15 protein-coding genes are annotated in these 17,678 nt (G+C 64.3%); 11 read left to right on the top strand and 4 right to left on the bottom strand.

What is annotated here, in order from left to right; genetic code table 11:
* Positions 1 to 48: 48 nt before the first annotated feature.
* The gene (locus QU603_RS02890; protein WP_308492992.1) at positions 49 to 1,395 is read left to right on the top strand and encodes an O-antigen ligase family protein; all 1,347 of its coding nucleotides are present in this window, start codon (positions 49 to 51) and stop codon (positions 1,393 to 1,395) included.
* A gap of 296 nt (positions 1,396 to 1,691) precedes the next feature.
* Positions 1,692 to 1,934, top strand: coding sequence for an acyltransferase (locus QU603_RS02895; protein WP_308493924.1), 243 nt, complete (start codon positions 1,692 to 1,694; stop codon positions 1,932 to 1,934).
* A gap of 658 nt (positions 1,935 to 2,592) precedes the next feature.
* On the opposite strand, the gene QU603_RS16415 is transcribed toward QU603_RS02895, so the two are convergent.
* The 4 genes from QU603_RS16415 to QU603_RS02910 all read right to left on the bottom strand — a co-directional run bounded on the left by QU603_RS16415 (position 2,593) and on the right by QU603_RS02910 (position 7,606).
* A complete protein-coding gene (locus tag QU603_RS16415; protein WP_369698783.1) occupies positions 2,593 to 3,147 on the bottom strand; it encodes a serine O-acetyltransferase in 555 nt (184 codons plus the stop codon).
* A gap of 180 nt (positions 3,148 to 3,327) precedes the next feature.
* The gene (locus QU603_RS02900; protein ID WP_308492993.1) at positions 3,328 to 4,155 is read right to left on the bottom strand and encodes a glycosyltransferase family 2 protein; all 828 of its coding nucleotides are present in this window, start codon (positions 4,153 to 4,155) and stop codon (positions 3,328 to 3,330) included.
* 1,039 nt (positions 4,156 to 5,194) lie between these two features.
* Complete coding sequence (locus tag QU603_RS02905; RefSeq protein ID WP_308492994.1) at positions 5,195 to 5,743, bottom strand: acyltransferase; 549 nt, start codon at positions 5,741 to 5,743, stop codon at positions 5,195 to 5,197.
* Positions 5,744 to 6,064: 321 nt separating this feature from the next.
* Positions 6,065 to 7,606 carry a sugar transferase gene (locus QU603_RS02910; RefSeq protein ID WP_308492995.1) on the bottom strand — a complete coding sequence of 514 codons (1,542 nt, stop codon included), beginning with the start codon at positions 7,604 to 7,606 and terminating at the stop codon, positions 6,065 to 6,067.
* A gap of 389 nt (positions 7,607 to 7,995) precedes the next feature.
* Between QU603_RS02910 and rplM the strand changes: the two genes are divergently transcribed.
* From rplM to QU603_RS02955, 9 genes are all read left to right on the top strand, one after another.
* The gene (gene rplM / locus QU603_RS02915; protein WP_308492996.1) at positions 7,996 to 8,442 is read left to right on the top strand and encodes a 50S ribosomal protein L13; all 447 of its coding nucleotides are present in this window, start codon (positions 7,996 to 7,998) and stop codon (positions 8,440 to 8,442) included.
* A 26-nt stretch (positions 8,443 to 8,468) separates the two neighbouring features.
* Positions 8,469 to 8,948 (top strand): 30S ribosomal protein S9, encoded by a 480-nt coding sequence (rpsI, locus tag QU603_RS02920; protein WP_370655322.1) that lies wholly within the window; start codon positions 8,469 to 8,471, stop codon positions 8,946 to 8,948.
* An 8-nt stretch (positions 8,949 to 8,956) separates the two neighbouring features.
* The gene (gene glmM, locus QU603_RS02925) at positions 8,957 to 10,318 is read left to right on the top strand and encodes a phosphoglucosamine mutase (protein WP_308492997.1); all 1,362 of its coding nucleotides are present in this window, start codon (positions 8,957 to 8,959) and stop codon (positions 10,316 to 10,318) included.
* Between the two features lie 238 nt (positions 10,319 to 10,556).
* Positions 10,557 to 11,639, top strand: a complete 1,083-nt coding sequence (locus tag QU603_RS02930; protein WP_308492998.1) for an ABC transporter substrate-binding protein — start codon at positions 10,557 to 10,559, stop codon at positions 11,637 to 11,639.
* A gap of 75 nt (positions 11,640 to 11,714) precedes the next feature.
* Positions 11,715 to 12,554 (top strand): ABC transporter ATP-binding protein, encoded by an 840-nt coding sequence (locus QU603_RS02935; protein ID WP_308492999.1) that lies wholly within the window; start codon positions 11,715 to 11,717, stop codon positions 12,552 to 12,554.
* Positions 12,555 to 12,563: 9 nt separating this feature from the next.
* Complete coding sequence (locus tag QU603_RS02940) at positions 12,564 to 13,346, top strand: ABC transporter permease (protein ID WP_308493000.1); 783 nt, start codon at positions 12,564 to 12,566, stop codon at positions 13,344 to 13,346.
* Positions 13,343 to 15,004 carry an AMP-binding protein gene (locus tag QU603_RS02945; protein ID WP_308493001.1) on the top strand — a complete coding sequence of 554 codons (1,662 nt, stop codon included), beginning with the start codon at positions 13,343 to 13,345 and terminating at the stop codon, positions 15,002 to 15,004. Before QU603_RS02940 ends, QU603_RS02945 begins: the two co-directional genes overlap by 4 nt.
* Positions 15,005 to 15,099: 95 nt before the next feature.
* Positions 15,100 to 16,785 (top strand): thiamine pyrophosphate-binding protein, encoded by a 1,686-nt coding sequence (locus tag QU603_RS02950; RefSeq protein WP_308493002.1) that lies wholly within the window; start codon positions 15,100 to 15,102, stop codon positions 16,783 to 16,785.
* Positions 16,786 to 16,848: 63 nt separating this feature from the next.
* Positions 16,849 to 17,664: an IclR family transcriptional regulator gene (locus tag QU603_RS02955; RefSeq protein WP_308493003.1), complete on the top strand. Its 816-nt coding sequence runs from the start codon at positions 16,849 to 16,851 to the stop codon at positions 17,662 to 17,664.
* Positions 17,665 to 17,678: the final 14 nt, after the last annotated feature.

The following is a 17,678-nucleotide window of genomic DNA, read 5'->3' on the forward strand; positions in this document are numbered from 1 at the left end:
CATCGTGTATCCAGCGAAGTTCCAGTGGAAAGTTACTACGATAGACGGGTGCAGACAGTGGCGGAGCGACCAAGGTTGGCGCTCGCGATCCCGGCCGAGCGGTGGTTGCTCGGCATTGTCGTGATGCTGCTCCCCTTGCGAGAACTTTCGCCTGTGCTCCGTAGCGTTCTCTCGCCTGGAGTGATTCTCTCGGCACCCCTGCTTGTGGTAGCAGTTTCGCGCCTCGGTCGGTACAAGTACGGGTGGATGCTTGGCATCACCTACTTGGCTGTATTGGTCACTGCACCGCTCCTTTGGATCACGCCGGGTGGGCGTGAAATCCAATGGGGCTACGGTTGGCTCGCGATACTGACGCTCTTCGTCTCTTTCGTGCATCTCGTTGTACTGCTGTGGGCGCGCGATCGGATTGGGACGCGATTGACACTTGCGCTTTACGCAATCGGCATGATCTGTCAGGTGATTCTGACGCTCGACCATACAAACGACAACGCATGGAAGTTTGGGCTTGCGGTTCCGATTACGTTGTTGGGACTCGTGATCGCGTCGCGGGGGCGGCCATTCTGGTCCGTACTCGTCTTGCTTGCGGTGGCGTACGTGTCGATCCTCTGCGGGTTCCGAAGCTTCGTGGCTTTTGCAATCGTCGCGGTCATCGGGTGGGTGTGGAATGCGCGGTCAAACTTGCGGTCCGGCTGGAAGCTCGTTGGGTTCGCCGCGGTTGGTGTCCTCGCATACTGGGCGGGCACTCAAGCCGCACTTGCAGGCTGGTTGGGTGAGCGCAACCGGATTGTCACCGAACAGCAGATCGAGGCTGCCGGTTCGGTTATCGCTGGTGGGCGTGTCGAGTCGACCGCGTCCTTTGCGCTCTTCGCGGCGAGGCCAATCGGGATAGGACCGGGAGTGTTGCCGCTCCCGAGTGATATCGCGGTTGGCGAGACTGCACTTGTCGGTCGTGGCGTGAACATCGATGGGCAGTACGTTAACGACTACCTATTTGGTGCAGGCGTGAAACTTCATTCGATCGTCGCTGATCTGTGGGTGAACTACGGTCTCATTGGCCTTGCCCTTGCGCTGCTGCTCGCCTGGATCACGATTCGCGCATTGGTGCGAGCTCTCTCTGATCGAGCAACACCCATAATCACCTTCTTTCTCATCGTGGTCGTTTTGTGGGACCTTGCCTTCTCGCCGATCGGCACGAACTTGTGGGAGACAATTCTTGCGCTGGCGATGTTGCTTCCCATGTCATTGACACGGAACGGAATCGACGAGTCTGTTCCTGCTCCGAACCACATGTCGGCTTCCTTCGATGAGAGTGCAATCAACCAGCACGCGACTGCGACGAAGGTTCAGTTTTCGGTGAACTCTCAACCACGTGTGAAGCTGAACGCGGATTACTGATCTAGCATCGCCATATGCACGTTCTGCCTGTACTGCGAGACAACGTCCAACATCTGAGTCGCGATATGGTGGGAATCCTGGTCAACAGTCGCCTCTTTCCGCGAGCGCTTCGCTCGCGCGCGTGGCGCTTGATGGGGCACAGGGTGGATCCAAGCGCCTTGGTCAACCCAGACGGCTTTCTGGGAGCGCGATCGGGCCTCACCGTCGGAGCTCGGACCTTTCTCAATTACGGTTGCTTCTTTGACCTCGCGGCACCGACGGTTATCGGGGAGCGCTGCGACATCGGTTATCAGGTGATGTTCGTGACAGCTACCCATGTGGTGGGTGACGCAACTCGTCGCGCGGCCGCTGCTACGTCGGCCCCCATCGTTGTCGGCGACGGCGTTTGGATTGGTGCTCGTGCCATCATTCTTCCTGGCGTCTCGATCGGTGATGGATGTGTGATAGCGGCAGGCGCCGTCGTCGCACGCGACTGTGAGCCTCACGGCTTGTACGGTGGCGTGCCCGCGATGCGGATTCGTTCATATGAGAGCTTGTAAGCGCTTCGCGAAGGAGGGTACTTCTATATCCCCCAGGCGGCGTGAGGGAGCCGGTGTTCGCGGGTGGTGAGCCAGTTGCGGTAGGTCGTCATGAACTGGCGGTTCCGTGTTAGCCCGCGCTCAAGGTAGGAGAGCTTCTGGATGCTACGTCGAGGACCGTGGCTGCTCGCTGAAGCGTGACCCCTGCCGCCTGTCGTAGCTCTCGCAGCGTCTGCCCACACCAGACGCCGATCGATGAACTCATCGACCTTCCGACGCTCCCATCCCATCGACGACATGCGACCACAACACAACCGGATCGTCTGCATCGTCCGACCGCCACAACATCCGCTCGAAACGGATATTGGCCACCGCAAATCTTCCCGCGCCCCCCGCCGTCAATGTGGGAGACACGCTCGAGTCAGTGTCTGATACGACCCGGCGTAGACGAGCGGGTGCAGCTCGTCCTGCAGCGTGATGACCCGTAGGCGCGGGTCCCCAACGAGCCGCGCGGTCGCGTACGCGACGTACGCGTCGAACGCGCCTGTGGTAGTGCGCTCACGCACCCGGGGTACGCTGTCCGGACAGATACGCCCGGACCGTCTGGCGGTAATGGTCGGTGCGGCGGGCCAGTCGCTGCTCCGGCTCCACTCACGTGTGACGCCTGGAGCTAGCATGGCTACCTTCGTCCGATTGAACGTGCTGGTACGCCGGCCACAGTATCATGTGGGAGCACATTGTGCGTTACGACGGCGTTCGCACCGATCGTCGCATTGTCACCTACGGACACATTTCCGAGAACCTTTGCACCAGTGCCGAGGGTGACGCTGTTGCCGATCAATGGATAGGCTTGCTTTCCGTAGAAACTTGCATCAGAAGCGCCGATCGTGACCTGTTGAAGTATGGTGCAGTTCTTCCCAATGACAGCTCCTGAGCCTATTACGATGCCGTTGGCATGTCGAATAAGAAGACCACCGCCGATCTTGCAGCCGGGCAATAGATCCGCCCCCGTCACAGCAAGGTTGACAAGGTAGGCAACCTGTCCCCTCTTTCCGTGTCCACGGGAGTGAGCCTCGTCAGCAACCCGGAACAGGTAGCAGGCGAGAAAGCCCGGCTGCCGAAACGCGGTAGAGAGCACAATCCGAACTGAAAGTCTGCGTGCGCCGGGCACATAGCGTCGGAGGTCTTCAAGAAGTCTCGTCTTTCGTACAGACACCTGCACTCCCTCAATCACAATTTTCCGTCACACTGTGTCTTGATCATTTGGTCAGCGCCTTGTCGCCTTGAGCGCTAGGAGCTTTGTGGCTGGCGGTCCGACAATAGGCAGGTCTGTGTCACCGTAGGTTGAATGCATATCCCTCCTGTATGACCGCTTACTTATATGACCTCTTCGCACCAGGTGACTCTGGTCCATCTAGCGTCGGCGCATCCGGCCTAGTTGAATTCGCGCGCGTAACATCAGTTGGCTTAGGTGTACCCACAGCGTATCGAAACTTGAACCAACGTGGCCGAGTTGCATGCGATCCACCCGGCTGCGGTGTTGTCCCTCACCGCTCGCATGCCACGCTCCGTCGGAGAGGCCGCCGCCAAGATAATTGATGCATACTCGATCAATCGGGAGCGGTTCTGACGTCAGTCCAATACGGAGGATTAGGTCGAAGTCCCCAGCTGTCCCATATTTCAACGAATGGCCGCCGAGTTCGTGGAATGTCTTCCTTCTGAAGAAGGTCGCTTGGTGGCAATGAGGTTGCAGCCCGAGAGCGTGTCTCCACCACGTATGGGGAACGGAAGGAATTCTTCTGACTGGAGCATTCCCACCGCCGAGATTGACCGCACGGCAGATCGCCCAGTTATGGCGGTTCAGGCGAAGACGATTAGTAATCGCAGCCAAAGACTCTGCATCTGTGAAGGCGTCGCCTGCGTTGAGGAAATGAAGCCATTCGCCTCGGGCGACTTCCGCTCCCTTGTTCATGGCGTCGTAGATTCCTGCATCGGGCTCGGAAATGACGTTCGTGAACATTCCAGAATCCTTGGCGATCTTCACTGTGTTATCATTCGATTCGCCATCGATGAGAATGACTTCGACGTCAGCTAGGCCCGCCGACTGCTCACGAACGGACTCGATCGTTCGCGGGAGGAAACTTGCGGCATTGTATGTCGCGATGATTATTGAAAGTAGGGGGTTATCGTCCCGTGGCAAGAGCGCGTCTCCAGGCGTGGACCGCGAGCGACTGACGATCACTCGGAGTGAAATAGTAGGTGGACCATGGGTGCTGAAGGAACCGGCCTAACAGTATGCCGAGATGGGACGGGTCGTCGGCGAGCGCGCTGCTACGGATTGTGCGCTCGAGCGCAGATGAGCGAAGCGCAAGTGTAGGAACTCCAAGGGTATGAGCCAATATAACGCTTCCACTCTCAGTGACGGAGGTGTATGGCGCGAGCATGACCGCGCATGAGGAGAGTGCGTCCTGGAGTTCATGATCAGTAGGAGGCGCAGAAAATGGCTGAACAATCGTCACGTCGGCCCTTTGTAATTCTTCGGCGCACAGTTCCGGTATTCGATCGGGGCCCAAGACGATGCAGTCCCAGCCCCCGTTTGAGCTTGCGCTGACCGACGGGAGATTCGCTATGCCCTTGTCGGGACGAAGGGAGCCGAGGATCGCGACCCGTGGGCGTGACAATGCTTGGTTAAGTGACGTACCTGCGATCGGACTCTGTGGATGTGAGTTTGCGGGAGTAGATTGGGTAGTCTGGCGACCCGCACCCGTTGTGACATAGTACGACGGGTGCGGTGTGACGATCACCCGTCGTGGAGTATGTGAGAGCTTGAGCGCGAGTTCCTCGGAATGGACGCATACGATTGCTCGGCGTGCCAACATTCGCTCGCCCGCGCCGCCGAAGCCAGGCCGTCGTCGGATATTCGGAGGATTGTGGTAGATGAAGAATGTTGGATACCCAAACGCGGCACGTATGTAGAAGACAAATGCATCGAAGACATCGCGTGTCCATACAATAACGAGCGGCCGTCGGCCGGATGACCGCCAAGCTCTGAATGGCGCGAGTAAGCGCCGCACTAGCTTGGTGACTAGACCATCCCGGCTACCCGCGAGGACTCTCACGTAGCTGACACGTTGCACCGGGACGGTCGTGCGGTCGGCGGGTAGCACTAAGGAGACGTTCTCTGCAGCCGCGTCGACGAGTGTGGCTGCAAGCTCTATCCCATACGGGTTTAAGTGGTTCGGATCGTATATTGTCAGAGTGTGGGACATGTCAAACCCTGATCACCACCATAGTGTCTTCGCTCGTTTCGGCGCCAATTTGTAGGTCAGGTCGCGGGGGCGATCCGCAATCTTGGAAGCTGGCACTCCACCGACCAGAGTGTACGGTGGGATATCGCCTTTGACGACGGCTCCTGCAGCAACGACAGCGCCGTCGCCAATGTTGCTCCCCGGGAGAATGATTGCTCTCGGACCTATCCACACTTGGTCTCCTATTTGCACGGGCGTAGCCACATACGCAAAGTCTGGCGCTCGCCAGTCATGCTGCGCGGTCCAAATCTGAACCTCCGTGGACAGGTTGACGTCCGCGCCAATCGTTAGCCCTCCGCGGGCGTCGAGCGTTGCGCGGTCTCCGATCGATGTGCGCTCACCCACGGTCAAGCGGCGTGCGCAGCGGACCTCGAAACCGTGGTACACGGTCGCTGTTGAAGCGACCTTGGCGCCAAGAATCTTGAGAGTGGTCGTTCTCAGAATGTGGATCGGGGCATAAGAGATGAGGTTTAGGAGAACGAGTTCCCCCGCGGTGTAGAGCCTAACTAGCCACCGGCGCATCTACCTCATCCAATCAGCTTGGGGAGCGAGGCCGCCACGAAGCTTCCATCGGCAATACGGCGGCGGATTCAGCGTCCTGGTCAGTTGTCCGCCTTCAGGGTACGGCTGGGTCGACGAGGGATGGGTCATGATCGCTGAGCCTAGTCGCCCTCAATCCTCCCACGGAGATTGCATTGAGGATCTCGACCTGGCTGATCGGTATTAGCCGAACGAACTGAGGTTGCAGATCTAGTGCGGGATGGTCGCAGCCTGCACCCCAGGCCGAGCTGGGTCCTATGCCAGCGCCGGCCTCCCTTGGCTTTCCAAGACGGATAGCTCCGGTCAGTATGCTCCATCCTTCCCTAGAACAGCGCGGGCCGTTCGCCACAGTACGATGAGATCTGTTGTCATCGACCAGTTTTCGACGTAGTAGAGGTCCAAGCGAACGCTGTCGTCCCACGATAGATTGCTGCGTCCGCTGACCTGCCACAGTCCTGTGATCCCGGGCTTCACGAGCAGGCGGCGATGGACCCACTGGTCATATGTATGGACCTCGCTGGCCAGAGGTGGCCGCGGGCCGACGAGCGACATCTCGCCCTTGAGCACGTTCCAGAGTTGGGGCAGCTCGTCGAGGCTGTAACGGCGCAGGAACCGGCCGAGCGGGGTGATGCGCGGGTCGTTCTTCATCTTGAAGAGCACGCCGTTGCCTTCTGATGCGTCGAGGAGCGAAGAGAGCTGTTTCTCGGCATCTGCCACCATCGAACGGAACTTGAGCATGCGGAACGGGCGGCCCCGAAGGCCGACGCGCTCCTGCCGAAAGAACGCAGGGCCCGGGCTGCTCATCTGTACGCAAATGCCGATTACAAGGAACACGGGGGAGAGGAGGATGAGTCCTAACCCGCTTGCGACGATGTCGGTGGCACGTTTGAGCATGCGTTTGCCGCCCGTGAGCTCCGGGTAGTCCACGTGGATCAACGGTAGGCCGGCAACCGGCCGCGAGTGCAGGCGAGGGCCCGCGACGTCGGTGAGAGCCGGGGCCACGATGAGAGTCGCTTTGCGCGTCTCGAGACCCCAGCCCAGTTCACGAAGCTGGCGGGGCGTCAGGGAGTGGTTGCCGGTGACGATCACGGTGTCTGCGCGCACTCGGTCGACGTGGTCAAGAAGGCGGTCCCATTCTCCGAGGACGGGAATCGTATCGGTGAGTGAGCGTGAAGTCGTGCCCCGCTCGGTGATGGCTCCGATGATCTTGATGCCGGCCGACGGCGTCGACTGGATCTGCTTCGCGACGTGCCTGGCGCTGACGCGGTCGCCGACCAGCACGGCGTGGCTCATCAGCCGTCCTCTGACACGGCGGCTGATCAGCCATTTGCGCCACAGCCAGCGCGAGAGCATCAGCAGCACCCAGCCGAGCGGCAGCGACATCAGTAGGTAACCGCGGCCGATCTGGGCTTTCAGAAGGAATGCCATGATCGCGAAGAAGCCGAAGAACCCGAACGTCGCGTTCGTCAGACGCTTGTACTCGTCGGTGCCGCTGCCGATGGTGCGGTAGTCGCGGCTGCCGACCAGACGCAGTGAAAGCAACCAGCCGACGATGATGATGACAGAAACCACGATGTACGCGATGTCGACGCCGAGACTCGTGCCCCAACTGACGTCGCTGCCACTGACGCCGAACCTCAGGAACTGTGCGCAGAGTACCGCCGTGGCGACGACAATCGTGTCGGTCGTGGCAAGCAGGGTCGCGAATGCACGCTGCCAGCGGTGCACGCGCGCGGCGGGCGAGGCGAAGCGCGGTTGTGCCGGGGCGGCGGCCGACGGGTCAACTGTGTGCGCACGGGCCGGCTGCGTACGACGAGAGGAACGCGCTCGTTCTTCGATCGTCATATGTCGCTACCCGTTATGGTGAACTCGTCGTATCTCACGTACTGGCTCTCCCCGATGCCCAACCGTCCCCAACGGAGCCCAGCCGTCAAGAACCGCGGATCGCCCTCGCTGTGAGGACGTCCTCAACGAGAGTAGCAACCGCTGAGTGCTGCGGATGAGAATCCACTCATGTTTCTTCCAGATTTCTACTACTTCCTATAAGAACGTCGCTCTCGATCCGGCAATGGTTTGGCTGCGGCATCCTGATGCCTTAGACTCAATCGTTGGTGCGTCCACTGCGGGCGCATGCGAACGTGAGCCCTCCACTGGCGTGTTCGGTCCTGTCGGACAGAACCACCCCGGAGTGGGATTCACGAACCTCTCCGTTCGATCAAGAAAGCAGCACTACTGTGACGCGCACTTTCACTCCCAAGGCTGGCGAAATCCAGCGCGAATGGCTGGTCATCGACGCCACTGACGTCGTGCTCGGCCGACTGGCCTCGCACGCCGCCGCACTTCTGCGGGGCAAGCACAAGCCGACCTTCGCCAACCACCTCGACACCGGCGACTTCGTCGTCATCGTCAACGCCGGCAAGGTGGCCCTCACCGGCCAGAAGCTCGAGAAGAAGATCGCCTATCGCCACTCGGGCTACCCGGGTGGTCTGAAGGCGGTCTCGTACTCCGAGCTGCTCGAGAAGAACCCGGTGCGCGCGGTGGAGAAGGCCGTGCGCGGCATGCTCCCCAAGAACAGCCTGGGCGCACAGCAGCTGAAGAAGCTGAAGGTCTATGCCGGTGCCGAGCACCCGCACGCCGCACAGCAGCCCAAGACGTACACCTTCGACCAGGTCGCCCAGTAAGCGCCGCAGACAATAAGGACATACTCGTGGCGAACAACGACTCCACCGAACTGACCAACTACTCGACCGAGAGCACGGCCGAGCAGGCCGCAGAGACGACCCCTCGTCCGGTGCTCAGCGTTCCGGGCGCGGCTGTCGGCCGTCGCAAGCAGGCCATCGCGCGTGTGCGCCTGGTTCCCGGCAGCGGCACCATCACCATCAACGGCCGCACGTTCGAGGACTTCTTCCCGAACAAGCTGCACCAGCAGCTGGTCACCGACCCGTTCACCGTGCTGAACCTCACCGGCGCCTACGACGTCATCGCCCGCATCCACGGCGGCGGCGACTCGGGCCAGGCCGGCGCGCTGCGCCTGGGCATCGCCCGTGCGCTCAACGAGATCGACGCCGAAAACAACCGCCCGGCACTGAAGAAGGCCGGCTTCCTCTCACGCGACGCGCGTGTGAAGGAGCGCAAGAAGGCCGGTCTCAAGAAGGCCCGCAAGGCTCCTCAGTACTCGAAGCGCTGATCGGCTCCGTGGCTCTGTTCGGCACGGACGGTGTGCGGGGGCTGGCCAACGGCCCCCTCACCGCCGATCTTGCACTCACCCTGGCCCAGGCGACCGCGGTCGTTCTGGGCCAGGGCCGTTCTGCCGACGCGCGGCGCGCCGCCGGCAAGCGCCTCACTGCCGTGGTCGCGCGCGACCCGCGTGTCTCGGGCGAATTCCTCGCCGCCGCGGTGGCGGCGGGACTTGCCGCCTCCGGCGTCGACGTGCTCGACGCGGGAGTCATCCCGACGCCGGCCGCCGCGTTCCTGATCGGCTCGATCGACGCGGACTTCGGCGTCATGGTCTCGGCATCCCACAACCCGGCACCCGACAACGGCATCAAGATCTTCGCCCGCGGAGGTGTCAAGCTGCCCGATGTCGTCGAGCGACGCATCGAGGCGGCGATGGCCGGCCCGATGCTGCTGCCCACCGGTGCGGCCGTCGGCCGGATCCGCCGGTTCGCCGACGCTGAGGACCGCTACGTCGTGCACCTGCTGGCGTCGCTGCCGCACCGGCTGGAGGGCATCCACGTGGTGCTCGACTGCGCGAACGGCGCCGCGTCGGGGGTCTCTCCCGACGCGTTCCGGGATGCCGGGGCCCTGGTGACGGTGGTCGGCGCCGATCCCGACGGGGTCAACATCAACGACGGCGTCGGCTCGACTCACATCGACAAGCTCGCCGCCGAAGTGGTGCGGCTGGGGGCCGACGTCGGGATCGCCCACGACGGCGACGCCGACCGGTGCCTGGCGGTGGATGCCACAGGCGCTGTCATCGACGGCGACCAGATCATGGCGATCCTGGCCGTGGCGATGAAAGAGCGCGGTGCGCTCATCTCGAACACGCTCGTGGCCACCGTGATGAGCAACCTCGGCCTGCATCGTGCGATGACCGAGCACGGCATCCTCGTCGAGCAGACGGCGGTCGGAGACCGGTACGTGCTGGAACGGATGAACGAGGGCGGCTACTCGCTCGGCGGTGAGCAGTCCGGCCACGTGATCATGAGCGAGTTCGCCACCACAGGCGACGGTCTGCTCACGGGGCTGCACCTGCTGGCGCGCATGGCCGAGACCGGCTCGTCTCTGGCCGAGCTGGCCTCGGTGATGACCGTGTATCCGCAGGTCCTGGTGAACGTGAAGGGCGTCGACCGCGAGGGCGTGGACCACCCCGCCGTGGCCGCGGCGGTGGCTTCGGCCACCGCGGTGCTGGGGGACTCGGGCCGCGTGCTGCTGCGCGCATCGGGCACCGAGCAGCTGGTGCGCGTCATGGTCGAGGCAGCAGACGTCGATCGCGCCTCGCAGATCGCCGGCGAGCTGGCCGACGTCGTGCGCGCTCACCTGGCTCTTCCGGCGTAGGTCTCCGGCTTCTCTCCCGCCCGGCCGAAGTTCCTGACCCGCCTGCGCTCCGATCACGCAGACAGCCGATCACGCGAACAGCCGGTCACGAAAAGGCCACGCCGTTTCCGGCTATCGAAAATGACGCCCACGGGCCACGCTCGGCTGTGCACCATCGAGGGTAACCGCGGACGTCTTTCCGGTATCCGGTCACGACCTGCGGACAGGACTGCAACCTGAAGCCGCGAAGGAGCGAGCAATGATGCTGGAAACCCCGAGGTTGAGAAGTTCTTGGCAGAAGCGCGTCGGCCGGACGCTGACCGTTCTGGCCGCGGCCGGCGCCTTGGCGCTGAGCGGCTGTGCGTCCACCGGAGGCGATACCTCCGGCGCGGGTGGCGACGCGCAGCTGAAGAAGGTGACGATCACCACCTTCCTGCCGCTGGAGTCTCTGACGTTCACGCCCGAGATGGTCGCCCAGGCCGGCGGCTACTTCGAGAAGCACGGGTTGGATGTCACGATCCAGCCGGTGCAGGGTGCCCCGGCCGCCGTGCAATCGGTGCTCGGCGGTGCCGCGCTGACCACTCGTGTCAGCAGCATCGACATCCAGCCGGCTATGGACCAGGGACAGAAGGTGCAGGGCATCGGCACGATGTCGTACGGCACCTCGCTGCGCCTGGTGTCGGTCGACAAGCATCCGCTGCGCACCCCCGCCGACCTCAAGAACGCCACCATCGGCATGGGCTCCACCGGCGGCACGAGTGAGCGCACCCTTGACCTGACCCTGGACAGCGCGGGCATCCCACGCGACTCGGTCAAGCGTGAAGTGGTCCCGGTCAGCGCCGCGACGATCGAACTGGTCCGCCAGGGCAAGCTCGACGGCTACATCGTGAGCATGGACACCGCGGCCGCCTTGAAGAGCCAGAACAAGGATGTCATCGTCGGCGGCGCCGATCTGCTCAGCGCACCCGACATGCAGGTGTGGATCGCGATGACGGACAGCGTCAACGACCCCACCAAAGCGGATGAGCTCAAGCGGCTGCTGGCAAGCATCCGCGACGCAGTCGAGTTCGTGAAGGGCGACGCCGCCAACGGCTACAAGAACGTCATCGCGACGATGAAGAAGAAGTGGACATTCCCGTCGATCGAGGGCGACAGCCCCATCGCACCCAGCGTGCTGGACGAATACGTGGCGTCGGGCTGGTTCGACGCCGACGGCAACCCGCTCAAGAACGCCGATTCCACCTGGCAGGATGCATACGAGCTGTACACCTCCAGCGGCCTGGTCAGCGGCAAGAACAAGCCGATGGACTGGCTGACCGACAAGCTGCTCCCCGCCAACTGAGGAACGACGCGCTGCCGCGCCCCGGGATGATCCGGGGCGCGGCGGCGCACACCGATACCCAGGAGGGCACAACGCATGAATCAGATCAAGGGCGACATCATGGATGCCTCATCGTCGGTTGCAATCCCAGACCGGCCCATCCGCGTCAAGACCGACAGCCTCAGCAAGGAGTTCCGCACCGCCAAAGGCGTGACCACAGCGGTGCACAGCGTGGATCTCGAGATCCTGCGCGGCGAGTTCATCACCGTCGTCGGCCGTTCGGGCTGCGGCAAGACCACGCTGCTGCGCATGATCGGCGGGCTGCTGGCACCCACCAGCGGATCCGTGCAGGTCGATGACAAGGAGCTCTGGAACGGTGGCCGCGTCGACAGCGCGGCGATCGCCCGGCTGGGCTTCGTGTTCCAAGAGAGCAATCTTCTGCCCTGGTTCAACGTCGTCGACAACATCGCGCTGCCGCTGAAGCTGCACGGCGTCTCGAAATCGGCGCGCCGTGCGAGGGCCGCAGAGCTGGCGGACCTCGTGGGTCTGGCGGGCTTCGAGAGCGCCTACCCGCGTCAGCTGTCGGGCGGCATGCGCCAGCGCGTGGCGATCGCCCGGGCGCTGAGCACCGAGCCGGACCTGCTGCTGATGGACGAGCCGTTCGGCGCGCTGGACGCACTGACCCGAGAGCGCATGAACCTCGAGCTGCAGCGGATCGTCGGCGAGACCGAATCGACTGTCGTGTTCGTCACGCACGACATCCCAGAAGCGGTGTTCCTCGGCGACCGCATCGTGCACATGACGCCGCGGCCCGGGCGTGTCAGCCAGGTGCTGTCGATCGAGATCCCCAAACCGCGCGAGATCGTGGTGCAGACCGAACCCGAATTCAACGAGATCGTGCGTGACCTGCGCACCAAACTCGATCAGGACGATTGAGAGGCAGCGATGAACCGCTCCAAAGCACTTCCCTGGATCGTCACCCCGTCGATCATCCTCGTTCTTCTGGTCGTCTGGCAGGCATGGGTCGTCCTGCTGGACGTCAACCCGTTCATCATGCCGTCGCCGATCGACCTGGGCAAGCAGTTCGGCGTGCTGCTGGCCGAGCCCGACACCTGGGTGCAGATGGGTGTGACGCTGAGCGAGGTGCTCGTCGGCTTCGCCGTCGGTGTGCTCTCAGGCCTGGCCGTAGGCGTCCTCCTCGGCAAGATCCCGTGGCTGGAGACCAGTCTGCGTCCCCTGATCATCATCGCCCAGGTCGCTCCGAAGGTCGCCTTCATCCCGCTGTTCGTCATCTGGTTCGGTTTCGGGATGACCTCGAAGGTGGTGCTCGCTGCGATTCTGGCGTTCTTCCCGGTGATGCTCAACGCCCTGCTCGGCGTGCGCTCGGTGGAGCTCGGCCAGCGTGAACTCATGCAGAGCCTGAACGCCACGCGCGGTCAGACCTTCGTGCAGCTCGAACTGCGCAGCGTGCTGCCCTACCTGTTCGCCGGGATGGAGGTGGCCATCGTGTTGGCGATGACCGGTGCGATCGTCGGTGAATTCTTGGGGGGCAGTTCTGGGCTCGGGGCCATGGTGGTCAGCGCGATGAACTCGCTGAACGCGGCGCGAACATTCGCCCTGATCTTGCTGCTGTCGCTGGTCGGGCTCATCCTCTATGTCATCGTCAACGGGTCCAAGCGCTGGTTCATCCCCTGGCACGAATCGGTCTATGCCCTGCAGGAGGCATGACGACGATGTTCGAGGAGACCTTCTCGGACGTCTGGCAGGCCATCGCCCGAGTGTCACCGGCGCGAACCGCGCTGGTGACACCGTCCGGGCACCGCTGGACGTTCGAGCGATTCGCCCGTGAGGCGGCCGGACTCGGCGCCCACCTGCACGAGCGCGGGCTGCGCAGCGGTGATCGCGTCGGGATCGTGCTGCACAACCGGCCCGAATTTCTCATCACCATGTTCGCGTGCCTGGCGCACGGATTCACACCCGTGCCGATGAACTTCCGCTACCGGAACGTCGAATTGGCCGAGCTGCTGACCGACTCGGGTCCTCGCGCGCTGGTGTTCGCCCGTTCGTATCGCGCCGTCATCGACGATGCGCTCGCGATCTCGGGCGGCACCGTGGAGCTGGTCGAGGTCGTCGACGACGTCGACCGCGGCGCGGATGGCCGGATGCCGGCGCCGTACGCCGCTGAGTGGGATCACGCCGTCGGCACTCCCGGCACTCTGCCTGATCGGGCACCCGCCGACGGCGAGATGTGGATCTATACCGGCGGCACCACCGCGCGGCCCAAGGCCGTGCGCTGGCGGGTCGCCGACATGTTCCGCTCGAAGCTGTTCAGCATCTACGACATGAACGGGCTGGCGCAGCCGACTTCGCTTGCGCAGGCGGTGGCTGTCACCGAGCACTATCAGCGGCCGCAGCTGGTGAACCTGCCGTTGGCGCCGTTCATGCACGGCACTGCACTCTCCCTGGCGATCAACGCGCTCACCGTCGGTGGTCAGGTGGTGGTCACAGCGGCGGCGAGCTTCGACGCGGATGCTGCCGTTCGGCTGGCGCTCCGCTTCGGCGCCACGCAGATCGTGGTGGCCGGTGACGCGGTCGCCATCCCATTCGCCGACGCGGCCGAGCGACTGGGCGTGCGCCTGCCGTTGGTGACGTCGATCGTCAGCTCGGGAATGCGCTTCAGCGCCGGCACCAAGCGGCGGCTGCACGTGTTGGGTCGGCTGGCGATCCAAGACATCATCGCGTCGTCCGAAGGTGGCGGCTTCGCCGTCACGGTGACCAACAGCGCCGATGAGCTGCCCGGACGGGCGCGACTGTACCCGGACGCGGCCGTCCTCGATGCGGACGGTCGGCCTGTGCACGACGTCGTCGGTGCGCGGGGGATGCTGGCACGCTCGGGCACGATCCCCCTGGGCTACTTCCGCGACGAGGAGAAGACCGCCGCGACGTTCCCTGACATCGACGGCGTGCGCTACGTCATGCCCGGCGACTGGGTCACTGTGGAAGAGGACCGGCACGTCGAGTTCCTCGGCCGCGGCAACGCGGTGATCAACACCGGTGGTGAGAAGGTCTACCCGGACGAGGTTGAAGAGGTGCTGCTCTCGCACGCGGCGGTGCAGGACGCCGTCGTCGTCGGCGTGCCCGATGACCGGTTCGGAGAGATCGTCGCGGCGATGGTCGTGCTGCGTGCCGGGCAGACCCCCGGTGATGCGCACCTGGCCACCTATGTCGGCGATCGGATCGCCGCTTACAAGAAGCCCCGCGCAATCGTCTTCCGCGACGCGATAACACGGGGCGCCTCCGGCAAGATCGACCTCGCGCGGGTGCGCGCCGAGCTGGTCGACGACCTGCATCACAGCGAGCGCCATTCGCCACCTTCCGCTGAGTGAAAAGCCGCCCGAGACGCTCGGTGACCGCTGGGTACAGTTGCCGACACCGAGATGCAGCGGCATCCCGTACGCGACAGTGAAGTTGTGGAGGCGCGATGACCACCATGCTCGTCTCACAGGCGATCGGGCAGACGCTGGCCGGGATGGGCGTGGCCCACGTGTTCGGCGTGGTCGGCAGCGGAAACTTCCAGATCACCAATGCAATGATCGCCGCCGGCGTGCCGTTCACGGCGGCGCGGCACGAGATGGGCGCGACCGTCATGGCTGACGCCTACACACGCACGACCGGTCGGGTGGCCGCGGTCTCGCTGCATCAGGGAGGCGGCCTGAGCAATGCGCTGACCGGCATCGCCGAAGCGGCGAAGTGCCACTCGCCGATCATCGTCATCACAGGCGATACCGCGGTCGGCGATCTGAACTCGAACTTCAACATCGACCAAGACGGCGCCGTCGCCGCGATGGGCGCCACCCCGGCCCGGGTGCACACCCCGCAGACGGCCGTCGCCGACACGACCCGGGCTCTCACCCGCGCGGTGATCGAGCGCGAGACGGTCGTGCTGTCGGTGCCTGCCGACATCCAGGACTATCTCATCGAGGTGGATGCTCGGCCGCCGGTGACGCCGCGGCCGCAGCGCACGGCGCCGGCGGCCGAGCAACTCGCCGAATTGGTGCGCCTGCTCGGCGAGGCCGACCGCCCGGTGCTCGTCGCCGGGCGCGGAGCCTGGCACGCGAAGGCCGAACTCGTGCGCCTGTCCGCGGCGACCGGTGCGCTGCTGGTCACCTCGGCGGGCGGGCGCGGACTGTTCGCCGACCAGGACTGGGCGCTGGATGTCATGGGCGGATTCTCGACCGAGGGTGCGGCGGACCTGATCGCGGCCGCAGACGTGATCGTGGGGTTCGGCGTCTCGTTCAACAAGTGGACGGCGCGCGACGGTGCGCTGCTGCGCACCGCCACGGTCGCGCAGGTCGATGACCGCCCTGCGGCCATCGGCAGGCACCGCGACGTCGATCTGGCCGTCATCGGCGACACCGCGATCGTCGCCGGGCGCGTCGCCGACGCACTGGCCGCACGCACCGCGTCGCCGGTCGGCTACCGCACCCCAGACGTGCGCGAGCGCGTGCGCGAGGCGCGGTATTGGCGCGACCAGGCGTTCGAGCCGCTGCGCGAGAACGGCTGCATCGACCCGCGCGAGCTGACCAACAGACTCGACGACCTGCTGCCGATCGAACGTGTCGTGATCCCCGACGGCGGCAACGTCAACTGCTACCCTGCCGGGCACCTGCGGGTGCCCGACGAGCGGGGGTTCTGCTTCCCGCTCGGGTTCCAGGCGGTCGGGATGGGGCTGGCGGCCGGCATCGGCGCGGCAATCGCGCAGCCCGACCGGGTGGCCGTGGTCGGCACCGGAGACGGCTCGTTCATGATGTCGCTCGCCGAGCTCGACACCGCGGTGCGCTGCGGGCTCGGCCTGGTCGTGATCGTCTACAACGACTCGGCGTACGGCGCCGAGATCAATCTGTTCCAGCCCTACACAGACGACTTGGACATCGTGCGGTTCCCCGACACCGACATCGCGCGCGTGGCGCGCGGGATCGGCGCCGACGGTGCCACCGTCCGCGGGCTCGACGACCTCGGCCCGGTGGTGGAGTGGATCGACGGGCCGCGCACGCGCCCGTTGGTGATCGACGCGAAGGTGGCCACGTTCCCCTCGTGGCTGATGGCGCAGCGGTATGTGCACGCTGACGACGCGCCGCAGGACGATCTGGTCGGTGAGATCCTGTGACCTCTCGGCCACAGCTTTTCACTCACCGGAAGCGTGCAAGAGTGAGGCGATAAGATCATGGTGATGGGCGAGGTCACAGACGACCGCATCGATGCGGAGGAACCGGCCGATCTGCCACGCTCGATGGTCGATCGGACCCTGCTGATCCTCGGCACGTTCCAGAACAAGCAACGCCGTCAGACGCTGTCTGAGATCAGTCGCGCCACGGGGCTGCCGATCGCCACCAGCTACCGGATCGTGCAGCGGCTCGCCGAATGGGGCGCGCTGGAGAAGGACGCGAACGGCCGCTACTACATCGGTCTGCGGCTGTGGGAGGTCGCGGCCCTCGCGCCGCAGCCCTCCCAGCTGCAGCGGGTCGCACGGTCGTACATGCAGGATCTGTTCGAGGCCACGGGGCATGCGGTGCACCTGGCGATCCGCGATGGGCTCGACCTGGTCTCGGTGGAGCGTTTCCACGCCGGGCGCCGGCCCGCGCCGCGGCCGATCGTCGGCGGACGGTATCCCATGCACGCCAGCGCCATCGGGCACGTACTGCTGGCCTACGCCCCCTACAAGGTGCGCGAAGAGGTGCTCAGCCAGCCCTTCGAGCGCTTCACCAGCCGAACCCTCACCCGTCGCGCCGATGTCGAGAGCGTCATCGAGCGGGTGCGGCACGTCGGCTATGCCATCTGTGACCGACACGTCGACGAACTGCACTGCAGCGTCGCGGTGCCCGTCTACGGACAGAGCGGTGCGGTGATCGCGGCGCTGTCGGTGGCGTTCACCGATCGCGAGGTCAACCCGCTGGCTCAGGTCGACCTGGTGATGGTCACTGCACGCCGGATCTCGCTGCTGATGAAATCGGGCGGCAAGATGCGCGGCGTGCCCGGCGCTCTCTGACGCTTTCGACAGGT

Source organism: Microbacterium terrisoli (genome assembly GCF_030866805.1).
Taxonomy (GTDB): Bacteria; Actinomycetota; Actinomycetes; order Actinomycetales; family Microbacteriaceae; genus Microbacterium; species Microbacterium terrisoli.